Source organism: Streptomyces sp. HUAS TT11 (genome assembly GCF_051553595.1).
Lineage (GTDB): Bacteria > Actinomycetota > Actinomycetes > Streptomycetales > Streptomycetaceae > Streptomyces.
This window is the reverse complement of the sequence record NZ_CP196184.1, coordinates 5999644-6017647: the sequence shown is the minus strand read 5'-3', so window position 1 is coordinate 6017647 and position 18004 is coordinate 5999644. Positions and strand designations below refer to the sequence as shown.

16 protein-coding genes and 1 pseudogene are annotated in these 18004 nt (G+C 71.5%); 7 read left to right on the top strand and 10 right to left on the bottom strand.

Features of this window, described 5'->3' with window-relative positions; all coding sequences use genetic code 11:
- Positions 1-225: 225 nt before the first annotated feature.
- Positions 226-1047 carry a TIGR03936 family radical SAM-associated protein gene (locus ACSHXN_RS26850; protein ID WP_355137594.1) on the bottom strand — a complete coding sequence of 274 codons (822 nt, stop codon included), beginning with the start codon at positions 1045-1047 and terminating at the stop codon, positions 226-228.
- A gap of 48 nt (positions 1048-1095) precedes the next feature.
- Positions 1096-2205 (bottom strand): hypothetical protein, encoded by a 1110-nt coding sequence (locus ACSHXN_RS26845; RefSeq protein WP_356293993.1) that lies wholly within the window; start codon positions 2203-2205, stop codon positions 1096-1098.
- A 213-nt stretch (positions 2206-2418) separates the two neighbouring features.
- On the opposite strand from ACSHXN_RS26845, the gene ACSHXN_RS26840 reads away from it, so the two are divergent.
- Positions 2419-3003: a TerD family protein gene (locus ACSHXN_RS26840; RefSeq protein WP_220294108.1), complete on the top strand. Its 585-nt coding sequence runs from the start codon at positions 2419-2421 to the stop codon at positions 3001-3003.
- Positions 3004-3117: 114 nt separating this feature from the next.
- Here the strand turns inward: ACSHXN_RS26840 and ACSHXN_RS26835 are convergent, their stop codons facing one another.
- From ACSHXN_RS26835 to ACSHXN_RS26810, 6 genes are all read right to left on the bottom strand, one after another.
- Positions 3118-3795 carry a GAP family protein gene (locus tag ACSHXN_RS26835; RefSeq protein ID WP_438303865.1) on the bottom strand — a complete coding sequence of 226 codons (678 nt, stop codon included), beginning with the start codon at positions 3793-3795 and terminating at the stop codon, positions 3118-3120.
- Positions 3796-3846: 51 nt separating this feature from the next.
- Positions 3847-5082 carry a cytochrome P450 gene (locus tag ACSHXN_RS26830; RefSeq protein ID WP_355801379.1) on the bottom strand — a complete coding sequence of 412 codons (1236 nt, stop codon included), beginning with the start codon at positions 5080-5082 and terminating at the stop codon, positions 3847-3849.
- Positions 5083-5127: 45 nt separating this feature from the next.
- Positions 5128-6522 (bottom strand): NAD(P)/FAD-dependent oxidoreductase, encoded by a 1395-nt coding sequence (locus tag ACSHXN_RS26825; RefSeq protein ID WP_438303864.1) that lies wholly within the window; start codon positions 6520-6522, stop codon positions 5128-5130.
- Entirely contained in the window at positions 6512-6748 is a 237-nt protein-coding gene (locus tag ACSHXN_RS26820) for a ferredoxin (protein ID WP_355137585.1), read from the bottom strand. The genes ACSHXN_RS26825 and ACSHXN_RS26820 overlap by 11 nt, the downstream gene beginning before the upstream one ends.
- Before the next feature lie 287 nt (positions 6749-7035).
- A complete protein-coding gene (locus ACSHXN_RS26815; RefSeq protein ID WP_438303862.1) occupies positions 7036-7674 on the bottom strand; it encodes an FxLYD domain-containing protein in 639 nt (212 codons plus the stop codon).
- 363 nt (positions 7675-8037) lie between these two features.
- Positions 8038-8436 carry an STAS domain-containing protein gene (locus ACSHXN_RS26810; RefSeq protein ID WP_383353667.1) on the bottom strand — a complete coding sequence of 133 codons (399 nt, stop codon included), beginning with the start codon at positions 8434-8436 and terminating at the stop codon, positions 8038-8040.
- 370 nt (positions 8437-8806) lie between these two features.
- On the opposite strand from ACSHXN_RS26810, the gene ACSHXN_RS26805 reads away from it, so the two are divergent.
- Positions 8807-9718: a helix-turn-helix domain-containing protein gene (locus tag ACSHXN_RS26805; protein WP_438303861.1), complete on the top strand. Its 912-nt coding sequence runs from the start codon at positions 8807-8809 to the stop codon at positions 9716-9718.
- Between the two features lie 280 nt (positions 9719-9998).
- Entirely contained in the window at positions 9999-10826 is an 828-nt protein-coding gene (locus ACSHXN_RS26800) for a hypothetical protein (RefSeq protein ID WP_438303860.1), read from the top strand.
- Positions 10827-11005: 179 nt separating this feature from the next.
- Here the strand turns inward: ACSHXN_RS26800 and ACSHXN_RS26795 are convergent, their stop codons facing one another.
- Positions 11006-11971, bottom strand: a complete 966-nt coding sequence (locus tag ACSHXN_RS26795) for a LysR family transcriptional regulator (protein WP_355137577.1) — start codon at positions 11969-11971, stop codon at positions 11006-11008.
- Positions 11972-12361: 390 nt separating this feature from the next.
- Here ACSHXN_RS26795 and ACSHXN_RS26790 point away from each other — a divergent pair, with 390 nt between their 5' ends.
- From ACSHXN_RS26790 to ACSHXN_RS26775, 4 genes and pseudogenes are all read left to right on the top strand, one after another.
- Positions 12362-13384 (top strand): DUF4331 family protein, encoded by a 1023-nt coding sequence (locus tag ACSHXN_RS26790; protein WP_438303859.1) that lies wholly within the window; start codon positions 12362-12364, stop codon positions 13382-13384.
- A 466-nt stretch (positions 13385-13850) separates the two neighbouring features.
- Positions 13851-14423: a dihydrofolate reductase family protein gene (locus ACSHXN_RS26785; protein ID WP_355137573.1), complete on the top strand. Its 573-nt coding sequence runs from the start codon at positions 13851-13853 to the stop codon at positions 14421-14423.
- 510 nt (positions 14424-14933) lie between these two features.
- A complete protein-coding gene (locus ACSHXN_RS26780) occupies positions 14934-15629 on the top strand; it encodes a DUF899 domain-containing protein (RefSeq protein WP_355137571.1) in 696 nt (231 codons plus the stop codon).
- Between the two features lie 115 nt (positions 15630-15744).
- Positions 15745-16206, top strand: a pseudogene (locus tag ACSHXN_RS26775) (TIGR00730 family Rossman fold protein); the annotation flags it as partial.
- Positions 16207-16327: 121 nt separating this feature from the next.
- On the opposite strand, the gene ACSHXN_RS26770 reads toward ACSHXN_RS26775, so the two are convergent.
- Positions 16328-17767: a PLP-dependent aminotransferase family protein gene (locus ACSHXN_RS26770; RefSeq protein ID WP_383353660.1), complete on the bottom strand. Its 1440-nt coding sequence runs from the start codon at positions 17765-17767 to the stop codon at positions 16328-16330.
- Positions 17768-18004 lie beyond the last annotated feature (237 nt).

Sequence of the window (18004 nt, the reverse complement as noted above, 5' to 3'; positions counted from 1 at the left end):
TGGCCCGGCATGGATGCCGGTGACGTCCGCGGCTCGCGCGATGCGCGGTGCCGCCGTCCTGGGCGCGGGCGCCGCACGGGAGCTTTCTGTGTCCTGTCTCACCGGTTCCGTACGCCTTGTCGCGCACGGCCTGGCGAAAGTCTTGTGGTCGGTGCGCTGCCCGACCCAGGTGGCTCCCGAGTACAAGGGCGGCGCTACGACGTTCGTCCCTCCGCGGGACCTTCCCTAGCCCTGCGCCGTCGCGGCGGCAGTCGCGGCGGCCGAGATCGGCTCGGTCGCTGCTGCCTCGCGGTCGGGCGCGAGCGGGTCGGTCACCGCGCCGGTCTCTTCATCGAACAGCCCCTGCGCCAGCCTGGTCACCGCTGCGGGGACCGGCGGCGCCAGGTCGGCCACGGCGCGGAGACCGGACAGGACGTCGTCGGGTCGTACGGCAGGCGTCACGTGCCGAACAACCAGCCGCAGTATCGCACAGGGCTGGCCCGTCGGCCCATCATGGTGCGCTACGTAAGCCGCTCCGTCGGGGCCGAGGCCCGTGGCGGGCTGCGTACGGTGCTTGTCGGTGCTCTGAAGGCTCGCGACGGCGGGACGGGCATCGAAGGTCCGGACGCCGTTCTTGGTCATGCGCTGGACCTCGACGGTCTCGGCCGTGTTGAAGGCCTCGACCGCGCGCCGCGCGTCCACCGGGTCCACACCGTCCAGCCGCAGCTCCCACACGGAAGCCGTCAGCCGGTCGGCAAGGCCCGACGTCCGGGCCTCGACCGCGTCGACGATGTCGAGCCCGGCGGGCAGCGACTCGTCGAGGAGTTCGCGCAGCTTGTCCGGGTCGCGCGCCTCGGTGAGCGCGATTTCCAGGTACTCCGCCTCACTGCCCGTGCCGGTGGGTGCGGCATTGGCGTACGACACCTTCGGATGCGGCGTGAACCCCGCCGAGTACGCCATCGGCACCTCGGCACGGCGCAGCGCACGCTCGAAGGCGCGCTGGAAGTCACGGTGGCTGGTGAACCGGAGGCGGCCGCGCTTGGTGTAGCGCAGTCGGATGCGCTGCACCGCGGGTGCGGGCGGCGGGCCTTCGGGCTGTCGCTTGCCCAGTGTCGTTCAGTCCTTCGTGAGAGCGGTCGTACTGCTACCAAGAGTACGTGCCTCACCGGCCTCGGGTTCCCGCCCGGTGACGGCCTGCGGCTGTCCCGGGTCCCCGAGGAGCATGCGCCGGAGGTCGGCGCGGGCCTGCCGGGCGGACTCGCGCGCCGCGGCCAACGCCTGCCGCGTGGCCCGGCCGGCGCTGCGGGCCGCCTCGGCGGCCGGGCGCAGGACCGTCTCGCGCAGCACGTGCCCGACCGGCGTCAGCACCGTGCTGTACACCCAGCGCACGGGCTGCACGAAGAACCAACGGAAGAGGGTGCCGAGAAGACGGCCGACGGCGAGCGAGAAATGTCCGGCGACGCGCCAGGCGTGGCCGATCGCGGCGGCGATCTCCCGCCCCACGACCGCGAGAACGCCGACGACCGGGGTGAGGACCCGGCGCCGGACGGCGAGCGCGGGCAGCACGAGCAGCACACGCAGCACCCAGAACAGGGCGACGCCGACGGCGTGGAGCATCACACGCACGAGCCGCGCGACACAGTCGGCGAGCCGGGCGACACCGTGCCCGAGGGGCGTCAGCACGTACCGGTGCAGCCACCCGGCCGGTACGACGACCACGTGGCCCACGAACCACACCAGGGCCATGCAGGCACCGGCCCCGACGGCGGTGAGGACGTACCCCGCACCCTTGAGCAGCCGTGCAAGGACGTGCCCCACCGGCGTCAGCACACGGCCGTACACCCACGCCGCCCCGGCGCCGATCGCGCGCGAGAGCCGGGCGGCACCACGGCCGAACGGCGTGAGGACGTACCGGTGGAACCACAGGGCGGGTGCGACGGCGAGCACACGGCCCAGCCAGGCGGTGCCCCGGCCGAGCGGCACGAGCACGTGTCGCCACAGCATCACCCAGGGCCACACGAGCACCGCCCATGCCACCCTCACGAGGGCGTGGCCCACCGGCCGCAGCGCGGTGTCGCGCACGAACCGCCCGCCGACGACCAGCGCGTCCCACACCATGCGCACCGGAACGACCAGGACGAACACGACGATCCGCACGGGCAGACGGATCGCGACGGTCAGGCAGCCCTCGGCGGACTGCTGCTGCGGTGGCTTCTCCAGGTCCATACCGGTGTAGACGCCCCGGCCGCCCGGACGGATGCGGGCGACGGCTCCCTGCCCGCCCCCGAGCCGCCGGTGTCCCTCGACGACAACAACCTCCCCGGCGGGGAACCGACTTCGAACGCAGGAACGTCAACGGGTCGACCGGCCCTGTGGAATCCGCGAGTTCCAGGCAGACTTTGCCTGTAGCAGTCCCGTCGCAAAGAGGATGATCGACGCATGATTACGCTCACGAAGGAAGACGGCCCCGCTGATCTGAACGGAGTGACCCACCTGTCCATCGGTGTGTCCTGGGATCCCACCGCAGGTGCCAGCGGCGGGGTGATGGGCGTGCTCCGCCGCAAGGCCGGTACGGACCTCGACCTCATCGCGGTCGCCATGCAGGGTCAGGACCCCGTGCGTCTGGCGGGGCTCGACTCCCTCGACCCGATGGGCAACGGCTCCTTGGTGCACAGCGGCGACAACCAGACCGGGCGCGGGGACGGCGACGACGAGACCGTGACGGTCGAGTTCGCCCGGATTCCGTCCCAGATCACGTCGATCGTGTTCGTCGCCGCCGCCTTCAAGAAGGGCAGTTCCTTCCAGAAGGCGCGCAACATCAGTTTCAAGGTCTACGACGCGACCGGGGGCAGTTCCCAGCAGGTCGCCGACATCTGGCCGAGTCTGCTCACCCAGGACAACGGCTGCGCCGTGGCCAAGGCCGTGCGTGTCGGCGGCAGTTGGAAGCTCGAAGTGATCAATACGACGGGAAAGATCAAGCAGGGCGACGAGCACGCCCTGATGCGCTTCGCCGTCAGCAAGTAGTCCCCGTCGGCACACCGGACGACGTCCCCCGCGGCCCGGCGCTGCACGGCCCGGGCCGCGGGGGTGTCCGGCGCGGACGGGCTCCGGCCCCCCACCGGCCTTCCGGGGCCGCGTTCAGGAGGCCAGGATGCCGATGCCGTCACCGAGCAGTTTGAGTCCGAGGACGAAGAACAGGGCGGCCATGACGGCCGCGTTGTGCCGCACGGCCCGGTCCCGCCAGGTACCGAGAACGTTCTGGGCCCGCTCCCCCATGGCCAGGAAGACGGCCGGCGGTGCGAGGACGCCGAGCGACGCGATGACGACGAAGACGACGAGCGCGCCGATCTGCTGGGGCACGGGGATCCCGGCGGAGCTGATCGAGGCTCCCGCCGCGAGGGTCAGAGGGGCGTTCTTGGTGTTGGCCGCCGACAGCAACAGCCCCAGGCCGAGGGTCTTGAGCGGGGTGAGGCGGTCGAGCGCGGACATCCACTTCGGCAGCCTCGCCTGCGCCGCGTCGGTCGGCCGGCGGCGCCACTGACGGACGGCGAACAGGGCGAGCAGCACTCCCAGAACAAGTTTCAGCACCCCCACCCAGGTGGCCGGGTGCTTGTCCGCGGACGCGCCACCCGAGCCGCCCACCGCCAGCATGATCGCGCCGAGCAGCGCAAGGCCCAGCACCCAGCCGCACGCGAACAGGCTGCCGTTGAGACGCCCCCGTGGGGTGGCCAGCAGCAGGATGATCGCCACGATGGGGAGCGGGCTGGCCGCCACACCGGCCGCCAGGCCCAGCACATCGCCCACGGCGTGTCCCACGGTCGCCTCCTCACGGCGGGGGGGGATCGGGTGGTCCGGCCCGGGTCCTCCTCAGTCCTTGATTCCGCCGATGGCGATGGGCAGATGGCGGGGACCTCGCAGAACGGCGTTGCGGCGGTAGGGGGGCGGGTCCTCGACCAGGTGCGGGGCGTCGAGCCGGCGGACCAGTGCGGTCAGGGCCAGTTGGGCCTCGAGCCGGGCCAGGGGAGCGCCGAAGCAGGCGTGCAGGCCGTGCCCGAAGCCCAGGTGCTGGTTGTCGGGGCGGTCGGGGATGAACCGTCCGGCGTCGGTGAAGCGCTGGGGGTCCCGGCTGCCGGAGGCCAGCATGAGATGGACCGACGCGCCCTTGGGGATGATGGTTCCGGCGATGTCGATGTCGGCCAGCGTGGTGCGCTGCGGCAGCATCTGCACGGGAGGCTCGAAGCGCAGGAGCTCCTCCACGAGCGGGACGGCGAGATCGGGCTCCGCCCTCAGCCGCTGGAGCACGTCCGGGTTGCGGAGCAGGGTGAGCATGCCGTTCGTGATGAGGTTGACCGTGGTCTCATGACCGGCGATCAGCAGCAGTGCGGAGGTGGTGATGATCTCCACCGGTGACATCCGCCCGTCCGCTCCGTGGCCTGTGGCCATGGCGGACAGCATGTCGTCGCGGGGGGAGCGGCGACGTTCCTCGATGAGGCCGGCGAGATAGCCGGCCAGCTCCCCCCGAGCCCGCCGGACGGATTGCAGCTTGGCTTCGCGCTCCTCGTCCGTGACGACGGGATCGAGCCCGGCGGCGATCGTGTCGGCCCACTCGTGGAAGAGCTTCTCGTCCTCGCGCGGGACGCCCAGCAGCCGGCAGATCACCGTGACGGGGAAGGGATAGGAGATGTCGTCGACGAGATCGATCTGCTCCTTGCCGCGGCAGCCGTCGATGAGCCCGGCGACCACATCGGCGAGCTCTCCGTGCATGTCGTACACCCGGCGGGGGGTCTGCGGCGGGCCGAAGGGGGCCATGGCGAGCCGGCGCAGCCTGTCGTGCTCGGGCGGATCGAGCCTGAGGAAGTTCGGGGGCAGGTCCGGGTCCTGGTCCTGACCGGTGGCTCTGGCGGCCTCGGCGGTCAGGTTGCGGGCGTCCGAGCTGATGCGCGGGTCGTGCAGCAGACTTCTGATCTCCCAGTAGGTGCTGACCAGGTAGGGACCGGCCTCGTCGCGGACGACCGGGGTCCTGCGGAGTTCCGCGTAGAGCGGATACGGGTCGGGGCGGTTGGCGAAGTCGGTGATCCGGTGCAGGAGCGCGACCGACGTCATGGCGGGTTCCTTCCGAGTGCTTCGGCCGGGCGGAGGCGCGTGCGGTCAGGCGCGTCGCGGGGTGAAGGTGATACGCCGGTCGGTCGGCGAGTGGCCGCTGAGGGTGACGGTGGGACCGTGGCTGGGCAGGGACGGATCGGGGAATCCGGCCGGCACCGGCTGCATCCCCTCGGGCCGCCGGTCGACGGTGGGGAACTCGGGCGGGAAGGGTGCGGCTCTCTCGATCTCACGTTCGTAGAAGTCGAGCCATTTCGCCTGGTCGAAGGTGACGGCCGCGATGATGCGGCCCTGGTGCCCGTAGGCCGCGGTGAAGCGGTGTTCCGCGAGGGACCCTTGGGTGACGATGATCTGGTCGGCCATGGGCGGGACGCCGACGGACTTGATGTTGATACCGAACTGCGCGGACCAGAACGACGGCATCCACAGGTGGGGACGGCGGTCGGCGCTGGCGCTGACCATGTTGTGGGCCGCGATCTCGGCCTGCGCGACCGCGTTGCCCCAGTGCTCCAGGGACAGGAACTGGTATCCGAAGAGCGGATGCGGGGAACGTGCGACATCACCGGCGACGAAGACGTCGTCGGTGACGATGCCCCGTACGTCGAAGGCGCGGCATCCGGCGTCGCAGGCGATCCCCCGCGGACCGGCACCGAGCCCCGAGTCCGCCAGCCATTCGGTGTTGCGCGTGGCGCCCAGCGCGACGACGGCGACCTCGGCCTCGACGGCGCTGCCGTCGGAGAAGTGCGCTGTGCGCACCCGGCCCGCGGCGTCCCCCTCCAGCCCGGTGACCTGCACGCCGCACCGCAGATCGACGCCGTGGGACCGGTGCAGCTCCGCGGCCACCTCGCCGACCACACCACCGAGGGCACCCACCAAGGGCGCCGCGCCACGCTCCGCCACCGTGACGGACAGCCCTCGCTCACGGCAGGCGGAGGCGATCTCGGAGCCGGTGAATCCGGCCCCGATCACCAGCACCCCGCGGGGTCCTGCCTTCAGCCGGTGGTGCAGCCGTCTCGCGTCGTCCCGGGTGCGCAGCACGAACACCCCGTCCAGTTCGGCCTCCAGCTCACGCGGCCACGGCCGGGCCCGCACCCCGGTCGTGATCAGCAGCCGGTCGTACTCCACCGAGTCACCGTCGGAGAGCTGCACCCGCTTGGCCGCCAGATCAAGTCCGGTCGCGGCCACCCCGAGCCGCCACTCGGCGTCCACCGGCCGTCTCCGGGGCAGGGCCGTGTGGTCGGGGGGCACTCTGCCCAGCAGTACCTGTTTGGACAGCGGCGGCCGGTCGTACGGCTCGTGGGGCTCGTCGCCGACCATCGTGAGTGTGCCGGTGAACCCCTCGTCGCGCAGCGCCTCGGCGGCCCGAAGGCCGGCCAGCGAGGCGCCGACGACGACGATGCGCCCTTGGCGTCGGAACGCCTCCAGATATCCGTCAACCGACACGGGAAGCACCCGCCGTTCCCGCGGCCGGTGCACCGTCCCCGTACTCCACCGTGATGGCCTTGACCGGGCAGGCCTCGGCCGCCCGCCGCACGTTCTCCCGCTGCTCGCCGTCGGGCTGCGGGTCGTACATCAGTGCCTCGTCGCCGTGCATCGTGAACACGTCGGGGGCGAGGAAGGCGCACTGCGCGTAGCCCTGACACCGGTTGAGGTCAACGACAAGTCTCATGAGCTGTCAGCTCCTTCACGACGCGCTCGTGCGGGCCGCCGTTCTTCCCGTCGGGGACAGCACGTACGCAAGCTGCCTCCTCCCAGCCTGGAAGGGCCCGGGCACCGGCGCACGTCCATCAAGCCGTCAGGGTGAGAGTCCGCTCGGCAGCGGCCGGGGTGCACGCGGCCGCCGGCCCGCGGGAGCCGCGCCGTGCGGCGACACACCGGACGTCGCCGAGCCCCCGCCCGACAAGGGAGGGGGCTCGAACGGAGGCCTGGAAAGCCCTGGGGCCGGCGCCTGCCGGCTCAGTAGCGCTGGGCCTTGACGAGGCGGGGCGTCAGCTTGGGCTCGGCGGGCTGGCGGCTGAAGACGATCGGCTGCTCCTTCTTGCCGGGGGCGAGGTTCTGCGCACCGGCGTAGCGGGTCTCGACGACGCGGCCCTCCGCGTCCTCGAAGTCGACCTGGACGGCGTAGGAGGCCTTCTGGTCGGTCTTGTTGGTGATGGTGAGCAGGACGGCGAGGACACCACCGGTCTGGGTCCTGGGCATGCCCGACATGCTGACGTCGGAGACTGCGTTGCCCCTCCCCTGCACATGCTTGAGCTCGCTCTCGGCGGTCGTGGCGTTGCGTGCGGTGTCGGCGGACACCGAGGCCTCGAACTCGGAGGCGCGGGCCGAGAGAGAGGATTCCGCGGCCGAGGCCGACGCGCGGGCGGACGCCTCTGCGGACTGGGCAAGCGACGCCAGAGCGGAGGGTGGTGTGCCCGAGAACGACGCGGTGTTCGGTGGTGTGGGGCGCGGGCTGACCGTCCCACTGCCGCTGTTGTTGTTCGTGCACGAGACCAGCGACGCCGCACCGAGTGCCGCGAGGGCCACGCTCGTCGCTGCGACCACGGCCCCGATTCGTCGTGGCTGCCTCTCGGCCCCCGGCTCGTCTGCGTTCATCACATGCGGACCTTTCCCTGTCGGCGACGTGGGGTGGTGATGTCCGGGTCGCCCGTGGCCGATCACGAGAAGATCGGGCAGGGCTTCCTTCTCGACACACAGAATGGCCGAACAACCCCATTTGCGCCTTTTGGTGCCGCAGACGGCAGACGGCCGCGGGCCCCGCGCAGGGGCCCTGCCGGCACACGGGAGCAACGCGGCGCACCGGGCCGGTCTCCGGACGCCGGACGCCCCGCCGCCACGGGGCCGGAGTGCTGCGCACCTGCCCGTGCCGCAGCGAGCCACGGCCCCGGACGAACCCGGCAGGAATCGGGCGGGGACGGTGGACCCCCGCCGTTCACGTCACTCCTGCCGGTGACGCACTCAGTCGTCCTGCCAGTGCACCAGCCCGTCGGCCGACGGAGCGTAGAGCGTCGCGTCCTCCGGTGAGTCGTAGAACTCGTAGGCGTCGTGGAGGCCGCTGATCTCGAAGACCTTGCGCGACCGTCCGGACGGACACGTGATACGCAGCGAACCCCCGTGTTCGCGGACGTGCTTCGTGCTGGCCACCACGGCCCCGAGGCCCACGGAGTCCAGGAACGGGACGAAGCACAGGTCCAGGACGAGGTGGCGGTGTCCCTCGTCGAGCAGCTTGATCACCGCCTCCCGGATCCTGGGCGAGGTGTGGACGTCTATCTCGCCGTCGACCTCGAGCACGGTCCAGCCGTTCACCACGTCGAAGCTGACGACCATGCGCTCGCTGCGGATGATGTTCGTTCGCATCGCCATCCCTCGTCACGTCTTGCGGACGGCGTGAAGCCCCCATGCGGCGATTGGCGTGCGCATGCCCACGCATGCCCGACCGCCTTCACCTGGCCCTTTTACTCCACTACAAGTCCCTCGGGCCCAGGTCGCAAGCGGGACCACGGCCCCGGGGCCGACCCTGCTCCCGCTCCCCGGAGCGTCGACGATCGGGCGCAGCGCCCCGGTCGTCGCCACGACACCCCGGCGTCCCGCCCGGCCACGCGGTTCGACCTCGGCGGAGCCGGCTTCGTCCGTGCCGGCGCTCCTTCGTCGCGCCTATCGAATAACCGGTATCTTTCGGCCATCGCACAGCCCTTGACGATCGGGGCCGACCGTAAAATAGGAGGCTGTGGCATCTCCCTTGGGACCCGGCGTGGACAGAAACGGTCAGCCCGAACTCACGGACGTCCCCTACACATCGTCGGTGGGAGCTCCGCCCGGGGTGGAGGTGCTGGACTTCCCCGGGCTGCTCGCTCGCGCGGCGGGCCACGGCGTCGACCCGTACTCCCCCATCCGGGCCGCCTTCCACGAGCTGATCGCCGTACGGTCCGGCGTGCTGGAGTACTCGCTGGACTTCACCGAGCACCGGCTGGGCGAAGGCAGCTGGCTATGGGCACGCCCGGGCCAGGTCCACCAGTTCCGCTCCGACCTCACCGCCGCCGAGGGCGTCGTCATCCTGATCCGGCCCGGCTTCCTCGGCCCCGCCGCCCTGACCGCCGACATCGCCCACCGGCCTCCGCAGGGGCCGCTGGTCCCCGAGGGCGCGGCAGGCGAGGCACTGTCCACCCTGCTGACACTGCTGGCCGGCGAGTACCGCCGGCCGGCGAACCTGCCGCCCGACGTCCACATCGAGGTGCTCCGCCACCTGCTCACCGCCCTTGTCCTGCGCCTCGCGCAGCTGCGCGGCCCCCGAGGTGGCGCCGAGACGGGCAACGAGGTGTTCCGCCGGTTCCGGCGGGCGGTGGAGGACGGCTACACCCGCAGCCACCGCGTGGAGGACTACGCCAGGGATCTCCGCTACAGCGTGCGCACCCTCACCCGGGCCACGCGCGCCACCGCGGGGTGCGGCGCCAAACGCTTCATCGACGACCGTGTCCTGCTGGAGGCCAAACGGCTGCTGGTGCACACCGACCTGCCCGCCAGGGCCGTCGGCGAGCGGCTCGGCTTCCCGGACGCCACGGTCTTCACCAAGTTCTTCCGGCTGCGGGTCGGCGAGACCCCGACCGCCTTCCGGGACACCGCCCGGGGCACCCGGCCCTGACCGGTCCGTCCCGGTCGCACCGGACGGGCTCGGACCGGCCGGAACGACCACCCAGGACATCGAGGGCGCCATCGAGGTCCCCCTCGTCCCTCCGCTCCTCGACCGGCGCTGACCGGGGCGGGGCCACGGGGCCCCACCCGGTCGGACGTGGCGTACGCCCCGCTGCCGCAGGCGTCCCCTGTTCCTGTGAACTCCCGCGGTGCCGTGGACGTTTATGAAGGCGCGGGGCCGGAGAAGCCCGGATCACGGGTCGTACGGGGCGGGATCAGGGGGATTCCACATGGCACGGCGGGAACCCGAGCGGACGAGCGAGGAAGACGAACGCCACCGGCACATCCGGCGCGCCGCGCTCTCCGGCGGGGTCACCGCCGCCGCCCTGGGGACCGTGGTGATCCTCGTCGAGGGCTACACCGCGCATCTGACCTGGTGGCTCGTACTGCCGGTGGCCGCGGTCTCGGGCGGCTTCGCCGCCTGGTCGGGTGCGCGGTCGGGCCACGAGGACGGTGTCCGCGCGCAGGCTGTCGCACGGGATGAGATCGTGCTCAGCACGTACACCGTGCGGCCGCCGTTCGACCGGCGGCAGGCGGCCACCCCCCACGAGAATCTCCCCGGCCAACTGCGGTTGACCACACGCAACTTGCAGCTGTGGAAGCACGCCGACCTGCTGTGGAGCCACCCCTGGAAGGAACTGCGCGTGACGGCCGACGGCCCGCGCCTGCGCGTGTTCCACCAGGGCCAGGAGACCGGGGTACTGCTCGTGGAGCCCCCCGGCACGGCCGAAGAGCTCCGGCTGACGGCGCGCCGGCTGGGGGCGTGGTGCTGCCGCATCGAGCAACGGTCGGCCTGCTTGTACGGTCGGGGCGTGGATGCCGTCGGCCGACCGACTCTCGACGAGATCGAAGATCACTTCGTTGGGCTTGTCGCGGGCCGGCTGTCCCGGGACGAGGCCGACCGCTGGGCGGCGGGGTGGATGACGGAGGACAAAATCGTCTGGGACGACCTCTCCTGGTGGCGCTCGACCTCCTCCATGGAATCGATCTCCCGGCGGGCGAGAGCGACGGTTACCTGCACGACGACGAACAGGTACGGGCATGGCTCGCTGAGCTGAGGAAACGCCGGGCGGTGTGAAGAGCCGGCAGCGCCGTCGCCATCTCCCGCCCGCTGCCGGGACGTGCGCAAGGCCGAGCGGGTGCGGGTGCGGCGCGCCCAGGGCCGGTGAGTCGCACCGCGGCAGGGGCGCCGGGCACCGCCGTGGTCCCGAAGGCCTCGGGTCGGATCAACCCTGCGTCACAGGGGTGGTGTCGCCCCGCCCCGCCCCGCCACCGGCCCGGTCGAGGGGGACGGTTCCTCGCGGGGCGTACGTACGGCGATCCGCAGCAGTTCCTCGACCGCTCCGGTGGGCGGGCGGTCCTTCGGCCACACGGCACGAAGCCGCCGGCGCAGATCGGCACCCGTCACCGGGACCTCCACGATGCGCCCTTCGGCCAGGTCCTCCTGGACCGTGACCGCACTGAGCACCGCAGGACCGGCGCCTTCGGCCACGGCCCTGCGCACCGCGGCGTTGGCGTCCAGCACCATCAGCGGCCGGACCCGCTCGACGCCCGAGCCGGCGAGCACACGCTCGAGCGTCTCGCGGGTACCTGAACCCGCTTCGCGGACGATCAGACGGGTTCGGGCCAGCTCCACCGGATCCACCGGCTCCCGCCGCCGCGCCCAGGCATGCTGCGGCGCGACCACGACGACCAGCCGGTCGCTGCCCACCTGGCGTGAGTCGAGCCCGGACGGCACGGCCGGCGCCTCGATGAACCCCAGGCCGATCCGCCCGCTCGCGGCGAGCGTGGCGACCTGTTCGGAATTGGTCACCTTGAGGCTGACGTAGACATCGGGCGAGTTCCGCTGCAGTGTGCCCAGCCATCCGGGTACGAAGTGTTCGGCCAGCGTCATGCTGGCTGCCAGGTGCAGGTCGACGGCGCGGTCGCCACGCAGCGCCGCCACACCCACCATCAGCGAATCCACTTCGGCCAGCACCCGCCCCGCCCATTGGCACACGGCCTTGCCCTCGGTGGTCAGCACCGAGCCTCGCGTGTCGCGGTTCACCAGCGTCAGGCCCAGGCGGCGCTCGAGCAGGGTCAGGCGTTTGCTCGCGGCGGGCTGGCTGATCCCCATGCGCTCGGCGGCCTGGCCCAGGCTGCCCAGCTCGGCCACCAATGTCAGCAACTGGAGACTGCCGAGGTCGGGAGGCGAGGTGCTCATAACCCCCGATTATGAGGGCATTCCCGATCGGCCGGTACCGGACCGTCGCCTGCCCGGCGAGGATGGGAGACGTCCGGAAAGAACGGCCGACACATTGTGCATCGCGATCTCCAGACAGGTTCGGCAGCGTGATGGTCATGAATTCCCGCCGCGTGGACGGCAGGAGATCCGCTCGAGGACGAATTCCGCCGTTACGGGCGGCCACCTGACGAAAGCCGGCTCCGACAGGGCCTGCACGGCCGATTCGACCGCCGACGGACCGCGCGAGAGCGCCCCGACCCGACGGGAGCGACGGCACGCGACCCCTTCCCGACCTGCCGAACAGGAAGAAGGCATGCGGATTCGCCCCGCCCTCCCCCGATGCGAGACCGAGAGCAGTAAGGACCGACCATGTCTCACCACCTCGACACTCCACAGGCCGCCCAGAACGGTCAGTTGTTCATCGACGACCTGTATGTGTTCCCCGGCGAACACAGCACGGTATTCGTCATGGACGTCAACTCCGATATCACCGGCGTGTATGCGCGGCCCGGATTCCACCCGGAGGCTCGCTACGAATTCAAGGTTCATTTCGACGGCGCCGACTTCGAGACCCTGACCTATCGGGTCTCCTTCGGCGAACCCGACCCGGACGGCGCGCAGGCACTGCAGTTGCACGTCCTGACCGGCGACGAGGCGCGCGAGGACTCCGCCGACGGCGAGCTCGTGCTGGAAGGCCGCACCGGCCGGACCGCCGCGGCGGACGGCACCCGCCTGTGGGCCGGACGCATCTCCGACTCGTTCTACATCGACCTGTCCCTGCTGGCCGTCGTCAACGGGGCGGTGGCGAAGGGAACGGCGGTGGACCTCTCGGGCTGGCGCCCGCAGGAGGCCCGGAACAGCTTCACCGGCACCACTGTGGAGCCGATCGTGCTCGAAGTACCCCACGGGCACCCGCAGTTGCACCCCGGAGCCCGTACCGGTGTGTGGTGTGCGACCAAGCTGGCCACCGACGCCGGTGGATGGCGGCAGATCAACCGCGGCGGGCATCCGATGATGTGGCCGATCTTCTGGCCGGGCGACACCGACTTCTCCAACCCGGCCAACACCCGGCATCCCTCCGAGGATCTCGCGGCTGCCGGGGAGGAGATCGCCGGTCAGGTCGCGGCCGTCGTCGCCGCCACCGGGACCAGCGCGGACCCGGAGGGATACGGACGGACCGTGGCCCGGCAGCTGTTCCCCGACGTGCTCCCCTACGTCGTCGGGACTCCCGCCACCTACGGCTTCGCGGTGCGCAACGGCCGCACCCTGGCCGACAACGCACCCGAGGCGATGCTCTCCCTCGTGGCCGGCACGGCCGTGCCGGCCGGGCTCAAGCCGTCCGTCGCCGAGCACCTGAGGACCGGCGGCTTCCCCTACGTCGTGCCCGTGTAGCCGTCCCGACCGGTCGCCGCCCATGGAGTCCCAGGCGGTTTCCGGGGGCGCCGACACAGCAAAGGCCCGGGCGGTCAGGAGCTGCCGAGGGATACCGCCCAGCCCCTTCCCCGGTCGGGGAAGGGGCTGGGGGCACGCACACGGCGCCCCTCGGGGCGCCGCCGGAGACGACGAGCCCGCCCTTGCTCCCGGTCGACACCGGTACCGACACGCCACGGCCTCCGTGCGGCCCCGGACCCGGCGGCCCCGGACCCGGCCCGGCGACCTCCCAACCGACAACTTCGATCACCTTGACAAATTTATTTGTCGGCTGGATGCTGGGAGTGCGCTGAACGTCGACGAGTCCGCTCCGGACGGCCGGCGGCACCGCTCGGTCGCCGGACCGCGCCCGAACCCGGCGGCCTGTGCGGCAGAAGTGCGCGCCGAGCAATCGCGGACCGGACACGACTCATCAAGGGGACCCCGAATGCGTACTCTCATCAGCACCGCCTTCATGTCGCTCGACGGCGTCGTGGAGGCCCCCGGCGGCGAAGCCGGCTACCGGAACTCCGGATGGACCTTCAAGGACGTCGAGTTCGTGCCCGAGGCGTACGCCATCAAGGGGCAGGAGCAGAAGGAATCCACCGCGATCCTGCTCGGCCGGGTCAGTTACGAGGCGTTCAGCCCGGTGTGGCCGGACATGGAGGAGTTCGGCGACTACAGGTCGATGCCGAAGTACGTCGTCTCCACGACCCTCACCGAGGACCAACTGGCCGCGAACTGGGGCGAGACCACGATTCTGCGCTCGCTCGACGAGGTCGCGGCCCTGAAGGAGACCGAGGGAGGCCCGATCATCGTCCACGGGAGCGCCTCCCTGAACCAGAGCCTCTCGGACGCGGGCCTGATCGACCGCTACCACCTGCTCGTCTTTCCGCTGCTGCTGGGCGCGGGCAAGCGCCTGTTCAGCACCACGGACAAGGACACCCAGAAGCTGAAGCTGGTCGAACACGAGGTCTACGCCAACGGACTCCAGAAGAACGTCTTCGACGTCATCCGCTGACGGGCTCCGGCATCGCACTGCTGCCGTGCCCCGGCAGGCGGCACGGCGACGGTCGGCACAGCGGTCGACGACACGGGGCCGCCGTGTCCCGTAGCGGCTCACCGGCACCCCGCCGTCGTCGAACGCTCCCCGCGTCCGAGTCCCGCGCCCTCGGAGAGACGAGCTCGGACGTCGGCCGACCGCGCCCCTTTCCGCGGACAGCGGCGCCCTGGACCCGTCACGGAATCCTCCGCCGTCCGGTCCGGGAGGGCGACGTCGGTGACCGGCGACCGGTTCGTCACCGAGCTTGCCGTGGCGCTGCGTGCCGGAGGCGTCGAGCCCGGTGGCCTCCTCGCCCCTGCCGCGCTGTGCGCGCTTGCGCCGGATGGCGTCCACAGTGACGGAGGCGGCGGACGCCCGGATCCGGCGGTACCGAAGAGTTCTCGTCGGCGGGCGGCCGATGAGTTCCGGCACCGAGCGGGGTCTGCCTCTGCACAAGCGAAAGCTGCGCACGAGCTCTGTGAGGGGACCATGACCACCCACGCACTACCACCCGTCGTCGATGCCGCAACGTGGGAGCGCCAACTCGAGGCACTGCGTGCCCGGGAGAAGGCCGCGACGCGCGAGCTCGACGCGATCGCCGCCCAGCGCCGTCGCCTGCCGATGGTCGAGATGCCCGACTACACCCTCGAGGGCGAGGACGGCCCCGTTCGGCTGGCGGACCTCTTCGAGGGCAAGCGGCAGCTGATCGTCTACAACCACATGTGGTTCGCCGGGAAGGAATGGCAGTGCCCGGGCTGCACGGGATTCACCGCGCAGTTCACCCGCCTGGAGTTCCTGGAGAACTACGATGCGCGGTTCGTCATCGTCACCCAGGGCCCCATCGACGAGGCACTCGCCTACAAGCAGCGGGTCGGCAACCGAATGGCGTGGTACTCGACCGAAGACAGCTCCTTCGGGGCCGACGTCGGCGCACCGCCCGACGGAGGCTTCGCGGTCAACGTGTTCCTGCGCGACGGCGACACCGTCTACCGGACCTGGCACACCAACGGCCGCGGCACCGAGCAGCTCAGTCACACCTTCGCGCTGATCGACCTCCTGCCGTACGGGCGGCAGGAGGAGTGGCAGGACTCGCCCGAGGGCTGGCCCCAGTCGCCCACCTACAGCCGGTGGGGGACGTCCAAGGACATCGCTGCCGCCTACGGCTCGGACTCCCGCGGCGACTGAACAGATCCCGGCCGGAGCCCCCTCCCCCTGGGCATGGGGGCTCCCCCGATCGCACCAACGCCCCGAAGCGCCGAGCCGCCCCGGCAACCCGACCCGCCGGGCGTTTCTTGGGCCGGGCCGGTCCGATACCGGACTGATGAAGGTCGTCGCCGACGCCGTACAGGCGTCGGGAGGACGGCTCGTCGGCGTCTCCGTCGGCTTCCTTCGGAAGTGGGCCAGGAAGGACGCCGACGACATGACGTTCGCCGAGGATCTCGCCGAACGCAAGGCGCGGTTGCTCGCCCTGTCCGACGCCCTGGTGGTGTTGCCCGGCGGCGTGGGCACCCTGGACGAAGCGACCGAGGTACTGGAGCTGAAGAAGCACGGGCTGCACGACAAGCCCGTGGTGCTGCTGAACACGGACGGCTTCTACGACGGGTTGATCCTCCAGCTCCGGCGCATGGACGACGAGGGTCTGCTGCCGGCGCCCCTCGCAGAACTCGTCTTCGTCGCGGACACGGCCGCCGACGCGCTCGCCCACCTGGAGAGGTCCGTGGGAACGGATGACGGGACCCCGACGGCACGGCACACCGCCTGACGGATCGCGGCGGCGCCGGCCGGGCCTCCTCACGATCGAGGCCGACGGCCCCCGACTCCTCGGCACCCCACAGGGCCACGCCGCCCGTGGCCAGGGCCCACCGCTCCCCTCGGAGCCCCGTCTAGGGCATCACCCTGCACAACGCGTCCAGTGCACCCGCCCACGCGCTGTCCGAGGGCGCCGCGTAGTTGACCACCAGGGCGTCCCGCTCGGGCAACCGCCACCCGGAGTCGGCCGCTTCATGGCCGAACTGCCGCAACCCGCCGACCGCCAGACCTTCTCGGGCCGCCGCCCGGACCACCGAGCCCTCGGTTCCCGGCGGAAGCTCGAGGACCGCCTGCAGTCCTGCCGCCATGCCGGTCACACGAATGCCAGGAGCTCTCCGGCGCAGGGCCGTGACCAGTTCGTCGCGGCGACGCCGGTAACGCAGCCGCATCGAGCGCACATGTCGGTCGTAGGCGCCCGAGGTGATGAACTCCGCAAGCGTCAACTGCTCCAGGGCGCTCGTCATGTAGTCGCCGTGTCCCTTGGCCGCCACGATCTCCGGGACGAGTTCCTCCGGCGGCACCATCCAGCCGAGCCGTACACCGGGGGCCAGGGACTTGCTCACCGAACCGAAGTAGACCACCCGCTCCGGATCAAGGCCCTGCAGGGCCCCCACCGGCTGACGGTCGTAGCGGAACTCCCCGTCGTAGTCGTCCTCCAGAATCAGGCCGCCCGTGGCCCGTGCCCAGTCGACGGCCGCCGCGCGCCGCTCCGGGCTGAGCGCGACGCCCGTCGGGTACTGGTGCGCCGGGGTCGTCAGCACCGCGCCCACTCCGCGCAGTCGAGCCAAGTCGTCGGTGCACGCGCCGTGTTCGTCGACGCCGAGAGGCGGGATGTCGAGACCGGCCTGCGTCAGCAGATCGCGATACAGGCCGAGACCGTAGGCCTCGACGGCCACCGCCCGCACCTGTCGCGCCCTGAGCGCCTGCGCCATCAACGCCAGACCGTGGTGGAAACCGGAGCAGACGACGATCCGCTCCGGCTCGGCGTACACACCGCGGGCCCGCGCCAGGTAGTCGGCGAGCGCGGTGCGCAGTTCCACCCGGCCGCGGGCATCGCCGTAGCCCAAGGCGTCGTTCGGTGCGGCGGTCAGTGCCCGGCGGGCGGCGGCGAGCCACTGCGAGCGCGGGAAGTTCCCGAGGTCCGGCGCACCCGTCACCAGGCCGTACCTGGGACGGTGCGCGTCCGGCCGCGTTCGGGGGGCCTCGGGCGCGGCTCTGTGCGGCTTCGCCCGGGTGGCCACCCGGGTGCCGGAGCCCTGCTGGGCGGTGAGCCAGCCCTCCGCGACCAGTTCGGCGTACGACTCGACCACGGTGTTGCGCGAGACACCGAGATCCGCGGCGAGTGAGCGGGAGGCCGGCAACCGGCTGCCGGGTGCCAGACGCCCCGTGCGCACGGCCTCCCTCAAGGCCTCCGTGAGTGCTGTCCGGAGCCCGGGCCCGCGCAGGTCCAGATGGAGGTCGGTGCCCAACGCGGGGGGCGGGGCCGCCGCGGAATTGGTCCGGGGATCTGCCATGTAAATTGACCATACCCTTATACCACTGGGACCGCAGCGTCGTGGCTGTGACGACGAAGCACCCGTGCGCACCGGACGCCCCTCGGCGTACGCCGCGCGTCCGCGTGCCCGGAGTCCCACGGTCCGCGCACCACGGAAGCGGAAGCGAACCACCCCCCGGGTCCCGTCCAGGGCCGCCCCTGCGTCGTCGGAACGGCCGACACACCCAACACGTCGCCGCATCGCCACATCGCCACA

What these genes read in the sequence shown, in the direction of transcription:
- ACSHXN_RS26845 (WP_356293993.1), bottom strand. Translation starts at nt 2,205, where the DNA reads ATGGACCTGGAGAAGCCACCGCAGCAGCAGTCCGCCGAGGGCTGCCTG.
- ACSHXN_RS26840 (WP_220294108.1), top strand. Translation starts at nt 2,419, where the DNA reads ATGATTACGCTCACGAAGGAAGACGGCCCCGCTGATCTGAACGGAGTG.
- ACSHXN_RS26830 (WP_355801379.1), bottom strand. Translation starts at nt 5,082, where the DNA reads ATGACGTCGGTCGCGCTCCTGCACCGGATCACCGACTTCGCCAACCGC.
- ACSHXN_RS26820 (WP_355137585.1), bottom strand. Translation starts at nt 6,748, where the DNA reads ATGAGACTTGTCGTTGACCTCAACCGGTGTCAGGGCTACGCGCAGTGC.
- ACSHXN_RS26815 (WP_438303862.1), bottom strand. Translation starts at nt 7,674, where the DNA reads ATGAACGCAGACGAGCCGGGGGCCGAGAGGCAGCCACGACGAATCGGG.
- ACSHXN_RS26810 (WP_383353667.1), bottom strand. Translation starts at nt 8,436, where the DNA reads ATGCGAACGAACATCATCCGCAGCGAGCGCATGGTCGTCAGCTTCGAC.
- ACSHXN_RS26800 (WP_438303860.1), top strand. Translation starts at nt 9,999, where the DNA reads ATGGCACGGCGGGAACCCGAGCGGACGAGCGAGGAAGACGAACGCCAC.
- ACSHXN_RS26795 (WP_355137577.1), bottom strand. Translation starts at nt 11,971, where the DNA reads ATGAGCACCTCGCCTCCCGACCTCGGCAGTCTCCAGTTGCTGACATTG.
- ACSHXN_RS26790 (WP_438303859.1), top strand. Translation starts at nt 12,362, where the DNA reads ATGTCTCACCACCTCGACACTCCACAGGCCGCCCAGAACGGTCAGTTG.
- ACSHXN_RS26785 (WP_355137573.1), top strand. Translation starts at nt 13,851, where the DNA reads ATGCGTACTCTCATCAGCACCGCCTTCATGTCGCTCGACGGCGTCGTG.
- ACSHXN_RS26780 (WP_355137571.1), top strand. Translation starts at nt 14,934, where the DNA reads ATGACCACCCACGCACTACCACCCGTCGTCGATGCCGCAACGTGGGAG.
- ACSHXN_RS26770 (WP_383353660.1), bottom strand. Translation starts at nt 17,767, where the DNA reads ATGGCAGATCCCCGGACCAATTCCGCGGCGGCCCCGCCCCCCGCGTTG.